Below are 19960 nucleotides of genomic sequence, written 5' to 3' on the forward strand. Positions count from 1 at the left end.
ATGGCTTGGCTGGGGTCGGCGCCCGGATTAGAGAGCATCGTCGTGAAGCTCTATAAGGGGCCAGCGCGAAATCCTCTTTTCCCAAATGATCCCGATGCGGAAGCGCGGCTGCTGCGGTTTTTGGCACCAAACGACATTGCGCCCAAACTGCTTGGCTGTTTTGAAACAGGGGCCGGCCGATGCAATGTCTATGCGCATATCCCCGGCAATATCTGGTCAGAGAACACCGAATCTGTTGCCAAACTCATGCGGAAACTGCATGGGCTGCCCCCGCCTCAGGGGCTGCGCCTCATCCCTGATGGCGCAGCGGCACTGCGCGCCCAGATAGAGACTATTCAATCCCAATATGGTCAAAACTTGCCATTTCCTGACGCTCTTTCTGAGATCGCGGTTCCGGCCAATGCGCCGATGGTGCTGCTGCACGGTGACATTGTTCCCGGCAATCTGATTGAAAATGAAACCGGTCTGTATTTGATTGACTGGCAATGCCCAGCCGTTGGAGATCCCTGCGAGGACATCGCCGTGTTTCTTTCGCCTGCCATGCAGTCTCTATATCGTGGAAAAGTGCTGTCTCAGACAGAGGCTGACGCCTTTTTTGATGGCTATGATGCGCCAGAGATCACAACCCGCTACAAACGGCTCGCCCCGCTCTATCATGCGCGCATGGCAACCTATTGCCAGTGGCAGATTGAGCATGATCAACCGGCCTACGCAGAGGGGCTACAGCTCGAACTCGAAGCGCTTCAGAGGTCTTTGAGCGCATAATAAAGATAGGCCGGATACATCAGCAGGCGCCGAAAACGCCCCAAGGGAAAGCGTCCCGGCTGCGACAGCATGATCTCCGGGTGCACTAGCTGCTTTTGCTGCAGGATCTGCTCGGCCAGCATCGCCCCGGCATAGCTGCCCACGGCCACGCCATTGCCGTGATAGGCAAAAGCGGCATAGAGATTTTCCGCCCCCCTGACAGGTCCGGCAAAAGGGGTCAGCGATCGGCTGTAACACACATATCCCCCCCAGAAGTGAGGCGTCTGTACATCTGCCCAGGCTGGGAACAGCTTTTCAAAATCGCGCCGGATCACAGGGCGAATGGCGTCATGCGCCCGCTGCGACGTCGCCAGACCGCCGCGCATTCCAAACAGAAATCGCCCGTCCGGCATGAGCCGGAAATAATGCAGAAGATTGCGGCTGTCATAGGCCATCTGTGCCGATGTCCAGCCCTGCGCGCGTTGCTCTTCTTGCGTCAAGGGCCGTGTGACCAAAACACTGGACTGCGCCGGCAGATAGCGCCCAGCCATCCAAGGCGGGATATGTTCGCTGGAATAGCCATTGCTGGCAATCACCAGATGTTTGGCGCTGACTTCACCTTCTGGCGTTGTCAGATGCCAGCACCCATCCCTGTGTTTCGTCTCTAACACAGCGCTATTTTCAAAAATGGTTGCGCCAAAGTCTTCTGCCGCCTCGGCCAAATGCGTCACGTATTTCAGCGGGTTCAGCGCAAAACCGATGGTAATGGTCAGCGCACCATGGAAACCTGACCCAAACCCCTGTGCAGCGAGATCTTCTTTCGCGGTGACCTCAATGGGCAGTTGAAACGTGTTTGCCAGATCTTCTGCCACCTGCGGGAAAGTGGCCGCGACGCGCGGATTGTGCGCCAGCAAGGTTTCCCCATCGCTGTGCCGGTCCACCTGCCACCCAAAGCGTGCGATCAAATCTGAAACATGATCCACCGCCGCACGCTCTGCTCTCAGGAAATCCTGCACCGCAGGCGCGCCAAACTTGCGTTTCAGGCTCTCATAAGAGGCTTTGGCACCCCCAAGGCAACAAAACCCACCATTACGACCAGACGCGCCCCAGCCAACCCGCTGCGCATCAAGAACGGTGACATTCACCCCGCACTCCGCAAGCCGCAAGGCGGCATTGAGCCCGGTCACGCCCGCCCCAATGATTGCCACCTCAGCTGTGTGATGCCCTACCAACGAAATTCGGGGAGAAACAGAGACTGTTTCTCCCCAAAATCCTTCTTTGATCGGTCCTTCTCCATAGGAGAAAGGGTCACAGATTCGGGTCATGCAAGCTTGGCCGCGGCCGCCTCTTCCCGGCGTTGTCGCACCACATTGCGCTTATTGATCAGCGATGCGCCAACCACGCCCACCGTCACAATCAGGATCATCAATGTGGACAAGGCGTTGATCTCCGGGCTCACCCCAAGGCGTACTGAGGACCAGATTTTCATCGGCAGGGTTGTTGCGGAGGGCCCGGCCGTGAACGACGCAATCACCAGATCATCGAGCGACAGGGTGAAGGCCAGAAGCCAGCCAGAAATCACCGCCGGGGCAATAATCGGCAGGGTCACAAGGCGGAAGGCCTGAAACGGGGAACAGCCCAGATCCAGCGCGGCTTCTTCCAGCGACTGATCAAAACTCACCAGACGCGAGCTGACCACCACAGACACGTAACACATGGAGAATGTGGTATGCGCCAAAACAATGGTCATCACACCACGGTCCACATTCAGGCTGATGAACAAAAGCAGCAGCGACAGGCCGGTGATCACCTCTGGCATCACCATCGGTGCGTAGATCATGCCGGAAAACAGCGTGCGCCCGGCAAACCGCCCGGATCTGACCATGACAATCGCCGCCATCGTGCCCAGCACCGTCGCCATTGTGGAACTGAGGAAGGCCACTTTGAGTGTCACCCAGGCCGCATCAAGAAAGGCCCCGTTTGAGAGCAGCTCCCCATACCATTTGGTCGAGAACCCAGCCCAGACCGTCACCAGCTTGCTTTCGTTGAAGCTGAAGATAATCAGGATCAGCATCGGCAGATACAGGAAGGCAAACCCCAATGTCAGCGACGTGATATTAAACCAGCTCATACGTCTCATTTGCCAGCCTCCCTCTGTTTCTGCTCATTGCGCTGAAACAGCACGATCGGGATGATCAGGATCAGCAAAAGCACCACCGCCACCGCAGAAGCCACAGGCCAGTCTCGGTTGGAGAAGAACTCCTCCCAAAGCACCTTACCAATCATCAGCGTGCGGGAACCGCCCAAAAGGGAGGGGATCACAAATTCGCCGATGGTGGGAATAAACACAAGGAAGCTGCCCGCAACGATGCCCTGTTTGGAGAGCGGCACTGTCACCAGCCAGAACGCCGAGAAGCGTGAACAGCCCAGATCTTCGGCTGCTTCCAGCAGGCTGATGTCGAGCTTCTCCAGCGCCGCATAGATGGGCAGGATCATGAACGGCAGATAGGTGTACACAATGCCGATATAGACCGCGATATTGGTGTTGAGGATCACCAGTGGCTCATTGATGGCCCCGATCCACAACAGGAACTGGTTCAGATACCCCTCCTGGCTCAAAATCCCCATCCAGGAATACACCCGGATCAGAAAGCTGGTCCAGAACGGCAGGATCACCAGCATGAACAGCATTGCGCGCCACTCTTCTGGCGCCCGCGCCATGCCATAGGCGATTGGATAGCCGACAAGCAGGGTCAGCAGGGTCGAAATCACCGCGATTTTCAGACTCGACAGATAGGCTTTCCAATAAAGCGCATCTTCGGTGAGCCAGACATAATTCTCCCAGTCCAGTTGCGACAGGAAGTGTTTGAACCCTGCCCAGCCGTCAGCAGGATCCAGGGTTGGCGTATACGGCGGGATCGCCACAGCCAGATCGGACAGCGAGATTTTGAAAACGATCAGGAAGGGCACGATAAACAGTGCCAGCAACCAGACAAACGGGATGGCGATCAACAGACGGCGCATGGCTCAGCGCTCCAGAAAGACGCCAGCGGTGGCGGTCCAGCTGAGCCAGACCTGATCTTCCCAGGTAAAGGCCCGGCGCGAAATACGGCGGTTGTTGGCCGCCTGCGCCTTGATGATCTGTCCCCCGGCCAGCTCCACATGATAGGTGGAGATATTGCCGAGATAGGCAATGTCGAGCACTTTGCCCTGCACCGCATTGGCGGCATCAACCGGCTTTTCAGCCGAAATAGAGACTTTTTCAGGCCGGATGGCATAGTGCACATCCTGCCCCTTGCTCGCGCCCGCCAATGGGGAGCCAACCACCGCAGGCTGCCCTTCGGCCCAATGCATCTGCAGGCTGTCACCTTGGGGATCGGCCTTGCCCTTCATCAGGTTCACCTCACCGATAAAATCGGCAACATAGGTCGAATTGGGGGCCTCATAGATCACATCCGGCGTCGCCACCTGTACGATCTGGCCATGATCCATCACCGCCACACGGCTGGCCACTGTCATGGCCTCTTCCTGATCGTGGGTCACGATCACAAAAGTGGTGCCGGTCTTTTCCTGAATGTCCATCAGTTCAAACTGCGTATCCTGACGCAGTTTTTTATCAAGCGCGCCCAGCGGTTCATCCAGCAACAGAAGCTTTGGTGCCTTGGCCAGAGACCGCGCCAGCGCCACCCGCTGACGCTGCCCACCAGACACCTGATGTGGCTTACGGCTTGCGAATTTTTCCATGCGGGTCAGGCGCAGCATCTCTTCCACACGCGCTGCGATCTGATCCTTTGGCATCTTGTCCCGTTTCAGGCCAAAGGCGATGTTGTCCCAGATCGAAAGATGGGGAAACAGCGCATAAGACTGAAACATCATGTTGACCGCGCGTTTGTTGGGCGGCACCGGTGCAATGTCCTGTCCAGCCAACAAAATGTTACCTTCTGTCGGGGTTTCAAACCCGGCCAGCATGCGCATCATCGTGGTCTTGCCACAGCCCGAAGGGCCGAGCAGCGCAAAAAACTCCCGTTCAAAAATATCCACCGTCAAATCATCAATGGCGGTAAAATCACCAAAGCGTTTGCTTACGTTTTTGAATTGAATGAGGGGTTTTGCATCTGGGTCATTCCAGGGGGCAAAGACATCAAGCGCCATGGCGGTCTCCGAAAATTGTCGGGGGAGGCAAAAGGCCTGCGCAAAGCACTGCGCAGGCCCGAAATCAGATCACATCAGGTGCCCGATTTGATCTTGGTCCACATGCGGGTCACAACACGCTGCACTTTTGGCGGGTATGGCGACACCGTGTAGAAGTTCTCCATGGTGGCTTCGCTTGGATAGATCGCCGGATCGCCGATCACATCCTCTTCCAGCAGAGGCTGAGACGCCTTGTTGCCATTGGCGTAATACACATAGTTGGACGCATCGGCCATATTCTGCGCATCCATGATGAAGTTCAGAAAAGTATGCGCCGCCTCGGGGTTTGGTGCATCCGCGGGAATGGCCATCTGGTCAAACCACATCAACGCGCCCTCAGAAGGGGCGTTGTAAGCGATTTCCACACCGTTATCTGCTTCGGCGGCGCGATCACGTGCCTGCAAGACATCGCCAGACCAGCCCATTGCCACACAGATGTCGCCATTGGCCAATGCGTTGATATATTCGGAGCTGTGGAATTTCTGCACATAAGGCGCAATCGCCGCCAGAACTGGCTCTGCCTTTGCCAACACGTCCTTGTCTAGGCTGGTGGGATCCTCACCCAGATAGGCCAGCGCCGCCGGAATCATCTCATCAGAGGCATCCAGAATCTGCACCCCACAAGAGGCGAGTTTTTCCATGTTTGCCGGATCGAAAATCAACGCCAGAGAGTCAATCGGGGCATCCTCGCCCAGAACCTCTTTGACTTTGGCAACATTCACGCCAAGACCGGTGGTGCCCCACATGTAGTTGATCGAATAGGCATTGCCGGGATCATAGGTCGCGGTACGCGCCTCAACCATATCCCACATGTTGCCTTTGTTGCTGAGCTTGGATGTGTCCAGCTTCTGAAACACGCCCGCCGCGATCTGACGCTGCAGAAAGGCGCCCGTTGGCACCACAACATCATAGCCGGAGTTACCGGCCAGCATCTTGGTTTCCAAAACGTCGTTGCTGTCAAACACGTCATAGATCAGCTTGATGCCGGTCTCTTCTTCGAATTTGGTCAGCAGCGCTTCGTCGATATAATCAGACCAGTTGTATACGCGCACTTCTTCGGCGGTGGCTGCCGCCGCGCCCAAAGCCAGAGCTGATACGAATGTCAGAAAGGATGTCTTCATGGTGATCTCCCGTTGGGTGCCGGGCGTTGGACCCGGTCGTATTCTGCGAGATTAATTTGATCAAGTTTTTGCGCTATGGCAATATGCTTGTGCATTTCGCTCGCCAATATACGTTCTAACACATCAAATCAGGCATAGGGCTGCACAAATGGAAGGCACAGGGCTTTTGGGACAAGACACTGAACAAAACAGCGAAAATACGCCGCGCGTCCCTGTGCATCAGCAGGTCTATGCACAGCTGAGAGAGGCTGTGTTGTTTGGTGATCTGGCACCGGGCCAAGCGGTGACCATTCAGGGTCTGATCGAACGCACCGGTGCCGGCATGACCCCAATTCGAGAAGCGATTCGCCGCCTCACCAGCGAGGGCGCGCTGGAGTTTCGCGGCAACCGCCGCGTGGTGGTGCCACTTTTGACCGAAGACGTGATCGACGACCTTATTTTCCTGAGAGAATCCGTCGAATCACGCCTCGCCATGCAAGCTGCAGAAAAGATAACGCCTTCAGAAATCATGACGTTAGAAGGCATTGATGCCAAGCTGGACGAGGCCATTTTACGCGGTGATGTCGCCGCCTATCTGAAACAGAATTACGCTTTCCATGCAGGGCTTTATGCCATCGCAAAAGCCCCGATTCTGATGGATGTGGCCAACAGTCTCTGGCTGCGATTCGGCCCCTCTATGCGGATGGTCTGCGGGCGCATGGGCACACAAAGCCTGCCGGACAACCACAAATCCGCGCTGGATGCGTTGCATAAAAAAGACGCACAGGCAGCGGGGGACGCCCTGCGAGAGGATGTGGTGCAGGGCATAGAACAAATCCGCGCCGCGCTGCTTGATGGCTCTGGTCTCAGCGATGTGATTGACTAATCAGAATTTGATCATATTTTTGATCAAAGAGGTTTCGGGCCGCGCGTGAGGTGCGGACTCGGTCGATTTTCGCAAAGAGGTTTGCCATGAACGCGATCACCAATCATCTGCCAACCGCAGAGCTTCAGGCGCTGGATGTGGCGCACCACATGCACCCGTTCTCCACTCAGAACGACTTCAACGACACTGGCGCGCGGGTGATCACCCAGGCCAAAGGAGTCACTCTGACGGACAGCGAAGGTGCGCAAATTCTGGATGCCATGGCGGGCCTTTGGTGCGTCAACATTGGCTATGGCCGCGAAGAGCTGGCCGATGTCGCCGCACGTCAGATGCGCGAACTGCCCTACTACAACACATTCTTTAAAACCACACATGTGCCTGTGATTGCGCTATCTGCCAAACTGGCAGAGCTGGCGCCAGGGGATCTCAATCACGTCTTTTATGCCGGATCCGGCTCTGAGGCGAATGACACCAACATGCGCCTGGTGCGCCACTATTGGTCCGCCAAAGGCAAACCCAGCAAAACCATCTTCATCAGCCGCAAAAACGCTTATCACGGCTCTACAATGGCGGGCGCAAGCCTGGGTGGCATGGTCCCCATGCACCAACAGGGCAGCCTGCCAATCCCCGATGTCCACCACATCAACCAGCCAAACTGGTGGGCCGAAGGCGGCGATATGTCCCCCGAAGAATTCGGCTTGCAGCGTGCGCAAGAGCTGGAAGAGGCGATTCTGGAACTGGGCGAAGACCGTGTGGCGGCCTTTATTGCCGAGCCTATTCAAGGTGCGGGTGGCGTAATTGTTCCACCGGAAACCTACTGGCCAGAGATCCAGCGCATCTGCGACAAATATGAGATCCTGCTGATCGCCGATGAGGTGATCTGTGGTTTTGGCCGCACCGGCAATTGGTTTGGCAGTCAGACCGTGGGCATCAAACCGCATATCATGTCCATCGCCAAAGGCCTCTCCTCCGGCTACGCGCCGATCGGGGGCAGCATCGTCTGCGATGAAGTTGCCGAAGTGGTGGCCGCAACGGAATTCAACCACGGCTACACCTATTCCGGTCATCCGGTGGCCTGCGCTGTGGCATTGGAGAACCTCCGGATCATCGAAGAGGAAAACATCATCGGCCATGTGCGCGATGACGTGGCGCCTTACCTGAAAGAAAAGTGGGAAGCGCTTGCCGATCATCCGCTGGTTGGAGAAGCGAAGATCGTTGGCATGATGGGCTCCATCGCCCTGACCCCAAATAAAGAGACGCGTGCGCCTTTCGCTGCGGACACTGGCACAGTGGGCTACAAATGCCGTGAACACTGCTTTGGCAACAATCTGGTGATGCGCCATGTCGGCGACCGGATGATCATCTCCCCCCCTCTGGTCATGACGCGTGATGAGGTGGACACGCTCATTGAACGGGCGACTCGCGCTCTGGATCTGACCTTCGAACAGATCAAAGCCGAAGATCTTTACAAGTAATCAGCCCTCAAAATCGCTGATACATAAGACCCCAGATTTTTTTCTGGGGTTTTTTATTTGGTCACGGACGCCACTTTTTTACTTTTCAGTCGAAAAAGTTAGTCGTTTTGAACACTTGTGACTTTACCATCCCGTCGTTTTTGGCGAAAAATGAATCAGATATGTCGCAAACGGACTTCGTGATCGCAAATCGACTGTCACACTTTCCTAACGGAATGCGGTGTTGCGCATTTTAGCTCAGGTGTGGTTACACTTGAAACAGACGAGCAGAGCAAATCTGCCGACCAAAAACACAGGGAGCCGATTTTGGCTGATAGTGCATCTAACGACGCGTTTGTCGAATTCGACCGCGTTCAAAAGAGCTATGATGGTGAGACACTCGTCGTCAAAGATCTGAACCTAAGCCTGCCTCGCGGCGAGTTTCTGACCATGTTGGGGCCATCTGGCTCAGGGAAGACAACTTGTCTGATGATGTTGGCAGGCTTTGAAACCGCAACCCACGGCGATATCCGTCTGGGCGGCACCTCCATCAACAACATTCCACCGCACAAACGCGGCATTGGGATGGTTTTCCAGAACTACGCCCTGTTCCCGCATATGACCATTGCGGAGAACCTGAGCTTCCCGTTGGAAGTGCGCAAGATGGGCAAGAGTGAGCGCGAAGAGAAAATCAAACGCGCGCTCGACATGGTGGAAATGGGCGCCTTTGGCGGCCGCCGTCCGGCACAGCTTTCCGGCGGTCAGCAGCAACGTGTGGCCTTGGCCCGCGCGCTGGTGTTTGAACCTGAACTGGTGCTGATGGATGAACCGCTGGGCGCGTTGGATAAACAACTGCGCGAAAAAATGCAGTTTGAGATTACAAATCTCGCCCACAATCTGGGAATCACCACGGTCTATGTGACCCACGACCAGACCGAAGCACTGACCATGTCAGACCGCGTTGCAGTGTTTGATGACGGCCGCATTCAACAGCTGGATCCACCTGACACGCTTTATGAAGCGCCCAAAAACAGCTTCGTCGCGCAGTTCATCGGTGAGAACAACACGCTGGAAGGCATCGTCAAAGAGATCAACAATGGCGTTGCGCTGGTGCAGCTGGACGATGGTGACATCATCGACTGTATGCCTGTCCATGAAAGCGTCAAACCCGGTGCCCGCACCCGCGTGTCCATTCGCCCAGAACGGGTGGAATACAACAAAGACCGCATTCAGGAAGGCGCACATACGCTGAAGGCCGAGGTGAAAGAGTTCATCTATATGGGCGATATCTTCCGCACGCGTCTCTCGGTGGCAGGCAATGATGAGTTCATCATCAAGACACGCAACGCGCCCGATGTGGATCGCCTGAAACCAGGTCAACAGATCGAGATCGGCTGGTTGCCCGAAGACTGCCGCGCACTCGACGCCTGATCACAGAAATAAAACCCCCGGCGCCAAATTGACCGGGGGACCAACGAGCCAAACCAAAGAAAACCAACTAGGAGAGAGTGAACTATGAAACTCACCAAACTTGCAGCATTCGCGGCCACAACCGCACTGTGCGCGCCCGCAGCAATTGCGGAAGAAATGGCCAACGAAATGACCCTCGTGTCCTGGGGTGGTGCGTACCAGTCCAGCCAGATCAAAGCCTATGTAGAGCCCTATCTGGAAATGCACCCAGAAGTGAAAGTCACCTGGGATGAAAGCTCTGCCGAAGCCGTGGCCAAACTGCGCGCCATGAACGAAGCAGGCAACGTCACTTGGGATCTGGTCGACGTTGTGGCCTCTGACTCCATGCGCCTGTGTGACGAAGGTCTGGCGGTTGAAATCGACCCAGCAGCAGACCTCGCAGCGGCACCTGATGGCACCTCTGCCGAAGATGACTTCGGTGATCTGCTGGTGTCTGAGTGCTTCGTGCCTCAGATCGTTTACTCCACCACCTTCGGCTACCGCACCGATCTGGTGGGCGACACTGCGCCAACATCCGTCTGTGACGTGTTCGACCTCGCCGCCTACCCCGGCAAGCGCGCGCTTCAGAAACGCCCAATCGACAACATGGAATGGGCTCTGTTCTGTGACGGCGTTGCCAAAGAAGACATCTATGACACGCTGGGCACCGACGAAGGTGTGAGCAAGGCGCTGGCCAAACTCGACACCATCAAAGATCAGGTGGTCTGGTGGACTGCCGGTGCGGAAACACCACAGCTGCTGGCGGACGGCGAAGTTGTGATGGGATCCACCTTCAACGGTCGTCTCTTCTCTGCCATCGCAGAGCAGAACCAGCCAATCGGCATGCTCTGGGACATGCAGTCCTTTGATCTGGACGGCTGGATTGTTCCAGAAGGTCTGCCAGCAGATCGCAAAGCCCGTGTGATGGACTTCCTGAAGTTCGCCACCGACACACAGCGTCTGGCAGATCAGGCGAAATTCATCTCCTACGGTCCAGCGCGCGCCTCTTCCGCACCGCTGGTTGGTAAACACGCAGAGCTGGGCATCGACATGGCGCCTCACATGCCAACCGATCCGGCCAACGCGACCAACGTGCACATCTATGACTACGAGTGGTGGGCCGACAACCGCGATGATCTGAACGCAAAATTCGAAGCGTGGCTGGCGAAATAAATCTCGCTCCGCTTTAAAACACTGGGAAAGGGCCACACACATGGCCCTTTCTTCCCCAACAAGAACACCCTGAAAACAGGGATCGTTCGTCCGCCAACGATGCGGACTTAAAACGAACAAACGGCAACAGCCGACAGGGATATCATGAGCGACATGACCGAAACAGCCGGCCCGGTTCTGGCCGCGGATGGAACGCCACTCAAGCGCAGCCTTGCGCGGGCGCTCCGGCAACAGAAACTGCGGGCGCTCTTTTTGATCGCACCGCTGCTGCTTTTCATTCTGATCAGTTTCATCTTGCCCGTGGTGGATATGCTCTACCGTTCGGTGCAAAATGGCATCGTCTCCAAAACACTGCCAAACACGGTTGTGGCTTTGGCAGATTGGGATGCCACCACCGGAGAATTGCCCGAAGAGGCGGTTTATGCCGCCCTCGCGGTCGATCTGAAAGCGGCGGCGGAACAGAAAATCCACACCAAGGTCGGCACGCGCCTGAACTATGAAAATCCGGGCATGTCATCGTTGTTCCGCAAGACGGGACGCAAAGCCAAGAAATTTGATCTCGAAACCGGTGGCCCTTGGAAAGAGACGCTGATTGACATCAACAAAGGCTGGGGTGAGCACGACAACTGGCGCACGCTTCAGACCTACTCGCCCCCCATCACTTCTGGTTATTTCCTCAACGCCGTCGATATGCGGGTTGGCACGGATGGCCCGGAAATGCGCCCGGAAGACGAACAGATCTACATGAAGCTTCTGGGTCGTACGCTGTGGATGTCCATGGCGATCACCAGCTGCTGTATTCTTCTGGCCTATCCGGTGGCGTGGTTGCTGGCAAACCTGCCTGCGCGCAAAGCCAATCTGCTGATGATCCTCGTGCTTTTGCCCTTCTGGACATCCCTGCTGGTGCGCACCTCAGCCTGGAAAATCCTGCTGCAACAACAGGGGGTGATCAACGACATCCTTGTCTACATAGGCCTTGTGGCTGACGACAGTCGCCTTGTGATCATCAACAACCAATTTGGCACCATCACAGCCATGACGCACATCCTGCTGCCGTTCATGATCCTGCCAATGTATTCCGTGATGCAAACCATCAACCCGTCTTATCTGCGGGCGGCAAAATCACTGGGCGCCACAGACTGGACAGCTTTCTGGCGGGTCTATTTCCCCCAGACGGTTCCGGGCATTGGTGCAGGCTCGATCCTCGTGTTCATCCTCGCCATTGGGTATTACATCACACCGGCTTTGGTCGGCGGCACCAAAGGCACCTTTATCTCCAACCAGATCGCCTTCCACATCTCGACATCGCTCAACTGGGGTTTGGCCTCGGCACTTGGCGCCATTCTGCTTGCAGTGGTTCTGGTGCTCTACTGGGCCTACGACAAGATTGTCGGCATCGATAACGTGAAGCTGGGGTAACAGACATGGCTCTTCCAACATATGCATCGACCGGCCAACGCGTCTGGCACTACTCCTTCCGGGTTCTCTGCGGGTTCATCTTCTTCTTTCTGATCGCACCGATCATGGTGGTGATTCCCCTGAGCTTTAACTCACAGGACTTTTTCACCTTCACGAAAGAAATGCTGAGCTTCGACCCGGCGGGATATTCGCTCAAACATTATCGGGATTTCTTCGGCAATCCCGACTGGCAGGACGCTCTGTGGAACTCGGTAAAGATCGCCCCTGCTGCGACTTTGCTGTCGGTGTCGCTGGGCACATTGGCCGCCATCGGCCTCAGCCAGCCCCATGTCCCCTTCCGTCGCGCCATCATGGCAACGCTGATTTCTCCGATGATCGTGCCTCTGATCATTTCGGCGGCGGGCATGTATTTCTTCTACTCCCGCATGGGCCTTGCTGGCACCTATTGGGGCGTGGTGCTGGCGCATGCCGCGCTTGGCATTCCTTTTGTGATCATCACCGTTACGGCAACGCTTGTGGGCTTTGATCGCTCGCTGACCCGTGCGGCCGCCAGCATGGGCGCAGATCCGGTCACCACTTTCTTCCGGGTGCAGATGCCGCTCATCCTGCCGGGGGTGATTTCCGGCGCGCTCTTTGCTTTCATCACCTCTTTTGACGAAGTTGTGGTGGTGATTTTTGTGGGCTCCGCCAAGCAACAAACCCTGCCTTGGCAGATGTTCACAGGCCTGCGAGAGCAGATCAGCCCGACGATTCTGGCGGTTGCCACAATCCTCGTGGCAATCTCGATCCTGCTGCTGGCAACGGTGGAAATGCTCCGCCGACGCTCGGAAAAGTTGAGAGGCATGTCCCCAACCTAACCTGCGTTAGGCATTTTACAGCACATTCTGGTGAATATGGGCAAAGTCGGGGTTCCCCGGCTTTGTCTGTTTTTGGCCCTGTGCCATGTTAAAAGAAAACGATGGAGGCACGATATGCAGCGACGTCACTTTCTAACTGGTACGGCCAGTCTTTTGGCCACACCACAGGTCCTGCGGGCCGCACAGAGCTCCCAAGCCCCCTTTGAACTGATGGAGCACCTACGTCCCAAGGAGGTGCGGGTGAAGAAGAAATATGGCTTCCAACCCGGCCAGCTTGTGGTCGTGCTCGCCTCGTATCACCTTTACCACATGCAAGATGAGCGCAACGCTGTGCGCTATGGCGTGGCAATTGGTCAGGAAGGTCTGAACTTTGAGGGCAGGGCCACCATTGACCGCAAGGTGAAATGGCCAAGCTGGCGCCCCACGCAGGATATGATCGAACGCAATCCTGCTTATGCAAAATACGCCGATGGCATGCCCGGCGGCCCCAACAACCCGCTTGGGTCCCGCGCCATGTATCTCTATCAGGACGGTCGCGACACGCTGTTCCGTATCCACGGCACCACCGCGCCACAATCCATCGGCACGCCCAGTTCAAACGGCTGCATTCGCATGGTCAACGACCATATCGAAGCGCTCTATGAGCAGGTTCCCCTCGGCACCGAAGTGATTGTGATGAGCGGCAGCGCCTAAAGCGTTTCGGGTTTTACCCCAATCATCTCGCGACACGAATCTCCCGAGAATGCCGTAGGCATGGCGGGGTATTCGTGTCGCAAGTGAAGCCCAAAACGCTATAAGCGGCGCGCCCGGCCTCGGGCACAGCTAGCGCAGCGATTTCAGAAGCGTCAGAGAAGCATAGCCATCTGGCGTGGCTCCCACAGACCTCTGATAGGCCCGCACCGCCTCGATGGTGATCGGGCCAATCTTGCCGTCAACACCCTGTGTGTCAAACCCAGCACGCGTCAGACGACGTTGCAACTCTTTGCGCTCTTTGAATGTCAAAGCCCGATCGCCACGCGGCCATTTGCCCTGAAACTCAGGCCCGCCTTTGATACGGTCGCTGAGATGGCCCACACCAATCACATAGGCATCAGCTGCATTGTACCGTTCGATGGCGGCAAAGTTCTTGAAGATCATAAGGGCCACGCCCTGCCCGCCCGCTGGCAGCAGAATCGACGCCTTGCCATGATTGGGCACCTTGCGCCCCTGCATGTCTCGTACCCCAAGACGCGCCCACTCACTTGGGGACTTCTGGATTTTGCGGCTGGCCAAGGCATAATTGAAGCCTTTGGGAAGCTGTACCTCTACGCCCCAGGGCTGCCCTGTCACCCAACCAGAGCGCTTCAGATAAGCGGCTGTGGAGGCCAGCGCATCAGTGGGGTCGTCCGACCAGATGTCACGCTTTCCATCACCAGTGAAATCCACCGCAAACGCAAGGTAAGACGTGGGAATAAACTGCGTATGCCCCATGGCGCCGGCCCAGCTGCCGGTCATATTCTGTGGGCGCACATCCCCGCTTTGAATGATCTTCAGCGCCGCTGTCAGCTGCTGTTCAAAGAATTTACCCCGACGCCCATCATACGACAGTGTTGCGAGCGCTTCGATGATCGGGGTGGTGCCTTTGTAAGTGCCATAGTTGCTCTCAAGCCCCCAGACAGCCACCACAACCTCTTTGTCCACACCATAATGCGCTTCGATCCGCTCCAACGTCTTACGATGCTTTTTCAGTGCTGCCTTACCGTTTTTCACCCGAGTGTCAGACGCAGCACTGTCCAGATACTCCCAGATGGTTTTCGTAAACTCGCTCTGATTGCGGTCTCTCTGAATCACATCCGTGTTGTATTCAACGCCACGAAACGCCCGATCAAATACCGCCGCACTGATGCCAGCCTTCAGTGCGCGGCTGCGATAGCCATCAATCCAGCGCTGAAACCCTTTGTTTGCCGCCGCCACGGGCTGCGCTTCGGGGGCTTTGATCTCTGGAGTGACCGGGCGCAATACGGGGCGCTGTGAGGCAACCGGCGCCGCTGTTTTTTGAACATAGGGGATGGTGCCCCCTGATGAGACCACCGTGACGGTCGCCGGCCGCAAAACCGGCCGTAGCGATTGCGCTGGTGCTGCCGCCGCAGCCACCGCAGTGGTTCCCAAAACTAAACCTACCAAAATACCCTGTACCCACATGGCACTGCTCCTTGCCTGTTTCGGAAACTGTAGCCCGAAGCACAGACCGGCAAAAGCACTCATCCACTCAGGCGCGGGGATTTGCCGACGTCTGACCTTCCTGCTTCAGACGCGCGCTATACTCCCGCAACATGGGGATCCGCCGGGGGCGGAAGAACTGATCTGTGAGGGTCAGGTTGCGCATCCGGTCCAAGCGAAACGCACGGTAATCCTGCCGCAAATGACAGAACGCCAGCAAGCAATGGGTGAACTGCAGAAAAACGATCGACAGCGGATCCACGGAGCGCGTGGTGCGATTGCCCGCAGCATCCGCATAATCAAACCCCACCCTGCGTTCCTCCCATGCCGCCTGTCGCAAGACACCCGCATCAATGGTGATCTCTGGCGGCTCATAAAACCGTTTGGCGCTGAGCACCGCATGTTTGAGACGATGTGCCTGCCCCTCAGGCAAGCGTGATTTCAGCTTTGTTAGAGCCGATTTTGCCGCCTGTGCAAGCGATGGATCGCCAACTTCCATAACCTCTTTCAACCCCACCACAAGCGCCTCGATCTCTTCTGGACCAAAACCAAGCGGCGGCAATGTGGCGTCTTCAATCAGCGTAAAGCCAAACCCGGCCTCGCCATCAATCACCGCGCCAAGCGCACGCAGGCTGTCGATATCACGATAAATCGTGCGCTCCGACACGCCGGTCTCCTGCGCCAGAACCTGTGCCGTGGCAGGTGGCGGCAGATCGCGCAGGGCTTGCATCAATTGGAACAGGCGGTCGGTACGGCTCATGATATCAAGATACTGCACCATGCTGACAAAAAATGACAAGAGGGCCGGTTACTCCGTCACCATCATTTGACCAAGGAGAAACCCATGCATCTCGTAATGTTCCCCGGCGACGCCACCATGCCCACCTATTCCCCCTTCTGTCTGAAAGCGCTGTGCCTTCTGGAAATGGCGGGCGAAGACTGGCAGCCAGAATACACCACCGATGTTACCGTGGGGCCGCTGGGCAAACTGCCCTTTCTGCGGTTTGAAGACCGTCTGATCCCGGACAGTTCCAACATCGAAGACTTTCTCGCGGCGCGGGGTGCCGATTTCTATCCCGGCCTGTCACAAGTTGACATCAATCACGCCCATGCGCTGAAAACCATGGTCGAAAACAGCCTTGTTCTGGGCATGGTGCATGACCGCTGGATGCATCCGGATGTCTGGGCCATCATGCGGGAAGCCTTTTTTGCCGAAGCGCCAAGTGAGCTGCGCGACACGCTCGCCGCTCAGGCCCAAGACAGCGTGCGCGCCGCCCTCATGGCACAGGGGATTGCGCGTTTCTCACCTCAAGATCGGCAGGCCCGTTTTGACAAGGATTTGGCCGCAATAGAGACACAACTGGGCGGTCAAGAGTTTCTCTTTGGCCCGACACCCAGCGCGGCAGATGCCACAATTGCGCCCGTGCTGGACATGATCCAACGGCTGCCCGCCGAGACAGATCTGCGTCGCGCCGTGGCCGCCAAGCCCACGTTCACACCCTATGTCGCACGGGTGCGGGCCGCGATCTACCCGGATATGACACGCCACATGGCGGCGCTCACTTCCGCCGCCGAGTGACTTTGCGTTTGGTCTTGGCCGCCTTGTGCTTTGCCTTGGCGGCCTTGCGCCGCACCGGACCCCCACGCCCGCGCCCCTTACCGCCGCCACGGCCCGCGCGTTTGACAAGCTCTCCATCCAGCGAGATCAGCTCCAGCGCAATGCCTCCCGTCACAGGCGCCGCTTCGGTCAGCCGCGCCGTCACGCGCTGTCCCAATCCGATCACAATCCCCGTATCAGAGCCTGTCAGCGTGTTGGTTTCCGCATCAAAATGGAAATATTCCCGCCCCAGCTCACGCATGGGAATCAGCCCGTCCGCACCGGTTTCATCCAGCTTCACAAAGACGCCAAATCGCGCAATGCCACTGACCCGTCCGGTAAACTCATTGCCGATGCGCTCTGACATATAGGCCGCCAGATAGCGGTCGGTGGTATCGCGCTCTGCCAGCATGGAGCGCCGTTCCGTGTCTGAAATATGCTGCGCAGTGTTTTCCAGCTTTTCAACCGTCTCCGGGCTCAAGCCATCACTCCCCCAGCCATGGGCCGTGATCAGAGCGCGGTGCACAATCAGATCCGCATAGCGCCGAATGGGCGATGTGAAATGCGCATAGGCCCGCAGCGCCAGACCAAAATGGCCAAAGTTCTGCGGCGCATAATAGGCCTGTGTCATGGAGCGCAGAGTGGACAGATTGATCAGCTCCGCCTGTTCCGTGCCTGCGGCCGCATCCAGCAGCTGGTTGAGGTGGCGGGTTTGCAGCACCTGCCCCTTGGCCAGGGTCAACCCCGCCGCCTGCGCCGTATCACGCAGGGCATTGAGCTTTTCCGGACTGGGCTCTTCATGCACGCGGAACAGCAGTGGGGATTTCTTGGCAATCAATGTTTCTGCGGCACAGACATTGGCCAGCACCATAAACTCTTCGATCAGCTTATGCGCATCAAAGCGGTCACGGAAATTGACCGACAGCACATCGCCCTTGTCTGATAGCTCAATCTTGCGCTCCGGCAGGTCCAAGGCCAGCGGCTGACGCTCTGCTTTGGCCTTACTCAGCGCCGCATAGGCCGCATAAAGCGGCGTGATGATCTCTTCCATCAGAGGCGCACAGCGCGCGTTGGGCTGCCCATCCTGCGCCTGCTGCACTTCGCCGTAGTTGAGTGAGGCCACAGAGCGGATCATGGCCCGTGTGAAACGGTGACCGATCTTTTTGCCATGCGCATCAATCTGAATGCGCAGGGCCAGAACGGCCCGTGGCACGCCTTCATGCAAAGAACAGAGATCACCAGAGAGCCGATCTGGCAGCATAGGCACAACGCGATCCGGGAAATAGCTTGAGTTGCCCCGTTTGCGCGCCTCACGATCCAGCGCTGTATCCGGTGTCACATACTGTGCCACATCGGCAATCGCGACCCAAAGCACATGCCCGCCTGCATTCTTGGGATCATCATCCGCATGGGCCCAACAGGCATCATCGTGATCGCGCGCATCTGCCGGATCAATGGTGACAAACGGCATGTCACGCAGATCTTCCCGTGTGCCCAAAGGCGCGGGTTTGGCCTGATCAGACTCTGAAACAACCTCATCAGGGAAAGTATCGGGGATGCCATGCTGGTGAATGGCGATCAGCGACACCGCCTTAGGCGCAGTCGGATCCCCAATACGCGCCACCACACGGGCGCGCGGCAAACCAAGCCGCCCCTTAGGCCCGGATTGCTCGGCCTCAACCAATTCGCCATCCTTGGCGCCTGCGCTCTGATCAGAGGCCACAGACCATTCTTTGCCATCACCCTTATCAATCGGAAGAATGCGCCCACCTTCAGCGGTCTTGCGGAACAGGCCCAAAACGCGGCGTGGATTGGTGCCAATGCGCCGGATCAGACGCGCTTCATAAGCGATCTCACCCTCGTCCAGCTTTGTCAGCCGCCCCAGAATGCGATCCCCGGCCCCCAAGGCCGGATCGGAAGCGCGTGGAATCACATGGATCTTGGGTTCGTCCCCTTCGCCATGCCATTCCAATGGGCGCGCAAAAAGATCGCCATCCGCATCCGGCGGCAGGATCTGCAACACGGTGACAGGTGGCAGGCTTTCCGGATCGCGGTAGGTTTTGCGGCGTTTCTGAAGATGTCCCTCCGCCTCCAGCTCTTTGAGCAGGCGTTTGAGATCAATCCGCGCAGCACCTTTGATGCCAAAAGCTTTGGCGATGTCACGTTTGGAAGTGAGGGTCGGGTTCTCGGAAATCCACTCAAGGACTTCTTCTTTGGAAGGCATGGGCATAATCCGGCCCTAACACGGGTTGTGCATAAGGTCACGCGGGAATGGAAGGGGCCAGCCCCTTCTTGGGCCAACGGCCCAATTCATCCCCGGGATATTTTTGGTCAAATGAAGATCAGAGCCGGGTAAGATCGGCGACGGTGTCCACATCTGCCAATGTGGCGATGGTGGCAATTTTTGCATCTTTCAGCGAAGCGCGGCTGTCTGCAAGCGCGTGTTCTGTGGACCAGCGCACATTTTCAAACAGGCCTGCCTTGGGCGCATGTTTCAGCCCCACAAGCCAATAGCCGCCATCCGGGGCCGGGCCGAAAACCGCATCATGGTCGCCCAGCGCCGAAAACGCCTGCGCAATATGAGACGGCGTGATGCCGGGGATATCTGCGCCGATCACACATGTCGGGCCCGGCAGAGTTTTAAACTGGCGCGCCATGCGTGCGCCCAGATCGCCCTGCCCCTGTGGCACACGCGGCAGATGCGAGGGCCACGCCCGCGAGGTCAACCCCCGGTGATCTGGCGCCACCGCCAGAATGAGCCGCCAGCGCGGATCCTCCAGACGCCGCAGAAGCTGCGCGGATTGATGGCGAAACCACCAGGCTGCTGCTATCATACCGAGGTCACGCCCCAGGCGGGTTTTCACACGTCCGGGCCGGGGCTCTTTGATCAT

At 57.1% G+C, this 19960-nt stretch carries 17 protein-coding genes and 1 pseudogene; 9 read left to right on the forward strand and 9 right to left on the reverse strand.

The genetic code is table 11. The features are described from left to right. The first annotated feature begins 42 nt into the window (after positions 1 to 42). Positions 43 to 765, forward strand: coding sequence for a phosphotransferase (locus SHM7688_RS03990; RefSeq protein WP_158500661.1), 723 nt, complete (start codon positions 43 to 45; stop codon positions 763 to 765). On the opposite strand, the gene SHM7688_RS03995 is transcribed toward SHM7688_RS03990, so the two are convergent. The 5 genes from SHM7688_RS03995 to SHM7688_RS04015 form a co-directional block, all read right to left on the reverse strand. Beyond that, positions 744 to 2069 (reverse strand): NAD(P)/FAD-dependent oxidoreductase, encoded by a 1326-nt coding sequence (locus SHM7688_RS03995; protein WP_058238692.1) that lies wholly within the window; start codon positions 2067 to 2069, stop codon positions 744 to 746. The two genes, SHM7688_RS03990 and SHM7688_RS03995, sit on opposite strands and share 22 nt — an antisense overlap. Then, the gene (locus SHM7688_RS04000) at positions 2066 to 2884 is read right to left on the reverse strand and encodes an ABC transporter permease (protein WP_058238693.1); all 819 of its coding nucleotides are present in this window, start codon (positions 2882 to 2884) and stop codon (positions 2066 to 2068) included. The genes SHM7688_RS03995 and SHM7688_RS04000 overlap by 4 nt, the downstream gene beginning before the upstream one ends. Continuing rightward, entirely contained in the window at positions 2881 to 3768 is an 888-nt protein-coding gene (locus SHM7688_RS04005) for an ABC transporter permease subunit (RefSeq protein WP_058238694.1), read from the reverse strand. Before SHM7688_RS04005 ends, SHM7688_RS04000 begins: the two co-directional genes overlap by 4 nt. A 3-nt stretch (positions 3769 to 3771) precedes the next feature. Further along, positions 3772 to 4896, reverse strand: a complete 1125-nt coding sequence (locus tag SHM7688_RS04010; protein WP_058238695.1) for an ABC transporter ATP-binding protein — start codon at positions 4894 to 4896, stop codon at positions 3772 to 3774. 74 nt (positions 4897 to 4970) lie between these two features. Next, on the reverse strand, positions 4971 to 6056 hold the full coding sequence (locus tag SHM7688_RS04015; RefSeq protein ID WP_058238696.1) for a polyamine ABC transporter substrate-binding protein: 1086 nt from the start codon (positions 6054 to 6056) through the stop codon (positions 4971 to 4973). A gap of 148 nt (positions 6057 to 6204) precedes the next feature. Here SHM7688_RS04015 and SHM7688_RS04020 point away from each other — a divergent pair, with 148 nt between their 5' ends. From SHM7688_RS04020 to SHM7688_RS04050, 7 genes and pseudogenes are all read left to right on the forward strand, one after another. Continuing rightward, on the forward strand, positions 6205 to 6921 hold the full coding sequence (locus SHM7688_RS04020; RefSeq protein WP_058238697.1) for a GntR family transcriptional regulator: 717 nt from the start codon (positions 6205 to 6207) through the stop codon (positions 6919 to 6921). Positions 6922 to 7007: 86 nt separating this feature from the next. Then, positions 7008 to 8396 (forward strand): aspartate aminotransferase family protein, encoded by a 1389-nt coding sequence (locus SHM7688_RS04025; RefSeq protein WP_058238698.1) that lies wholly within the window; start codon positions 7008 to 7010, stop codon positions 8394 to 8396. A 306-nt stretch (positions 8397 to 8702) separates the two neighbouring features. Beyond that, entirely contained in the window at positions 8703 to 9806 is a 1104-nt protein-coding gene (locus tag SHM7688_RS04030) for an ABC transporter ATP-binding protein (protein ID WP_058238996.1), read from the forward strand. 84 nt (positions 9807 to 9890) lie between these two features. Continuing rightward, the gene (locus tag SHM7688_RS04035; RefSeq protein WP_058238699.1) at positions 9891 to 10997 is read left to right on the forward strand and encodes an extracellular solute-binding protein; all 1107 of its coding nucleotides are present in this window, start codon (positions 9891 to 9893) and stop codon (positions 10995 to 10997) included. A 144-nt stretch (positions 10998 to 11141) separates the two neighbouring features. After that, complete coding sequence (locus SHM7688_RS04040) at positions 11142 to 12416, forward strand: ABC transporter permease (protein ID WP_058238700.1); 1275 nt, start codon at positions 11142 to 11144, stop codon at positions 12414 to 12416. A 32-nt stretch (positions 12417 to 12448) separates the two neighbouring features. Continuing rightward, positions 12449 to 13273 (forward strand): annotated as a pseudogene (locus tag SHM7688_RS04045) (ABC transporter permease); the annotation flags it as partial. Positions 13274 to 13387: 114 nt separating this feature from the next. Further along, entirely contained in the window at positions 13388 to 13966 is a 579-nt protein-coding gene (locus SHM7688_RS04050) for a L,D-transpeptidase (RefSeq protein ID WP_058238702.1), read from the forward strand. Between the two features lie 129 nt (positions 13967 to 14095). Here the strand turns inward: SHM7688_RS04050 and SHM7688_RS04055 are convergent, their stop codons facing one another. Beyond that, a complete protein-coding gene (locus tag SHM7688_RS04055) occupies positions 14096 to 15454 on the reverse strand; it encodes a lytic murein transglycosylase (RefSeq protein ID WP_058238703.1) in 1359 nt (452 codons plus the stop codon). A 67-nt stretch (positions 15455 to 15521) separates the two neighbouring features. Continuing rightward, complete coding sequence (locus tag SHM7688_RS04060; RefSeq protein WP_058238997.1) at positions 15522 to 16232, reverse strand: helix-turn-helix transcriptional regulator; 711 nt, start codon at positions 16230 to 16232, stop codon at positions 15522 to 15524. A gap of 84 nt (positions 16233 to 16316) precedes the next feature. Here SHM7688_RS04060 and SHM7688_RS04065 point away from each other — a divergent pair, with 84 nt between their 5' ends. After that, positions 16317 to 17051, forward strand: coding sequence for a glutathione S-transferase family protein (locus SHM7688_RS04065; protein WP_083498907.1), 735 nt, complete (start codon positions 16317 to 16319; stop codon positions 17049 to 17051). Here SHM7688_RS04065 and rnr read toward each other — a convergent pair. Both rnr and SHM7688_RS04075 read right to left on the reverse strand, forming a co-directional pair. Next, on the reverse strand, positions 17032 to 19302 hold the full coding sequence (gene rnr, locus SHM7688_RS04070; protein ID WP_144432479.1) for a ribonuclease R: 2271 nt from the start codon (positions 19300 to 19302) through the stop codon (positions 17032 to 17034). The genes SHM7688_RS04065 and rnr overlap by 20 nt on opposite strands. A 109-nt stretch (positions 19303 to 19411) precedes the next feature. Next, positions 19412 to 19960: a TIGR04282 family arsenosugar biosynthesis glycosyltransferase gene (locus SHM7688_RS04075; protein WP_058238998.1), complete on the reverse strand. Its 549-nt coding sequence runs from the start codon at positions 19958 to 19960 to the stop codon at positions 19412 to 19414.

Source organism: Shimia marina (assembly GCF_001458175.1).
In the GTDB taxonomy this organism is placed as follows: Bacteria; Pseudomonadota; Alphaproteobacteria; order Rhodobacterales; family Rhodobacteraceae; genus Shimia; species Shimia marina.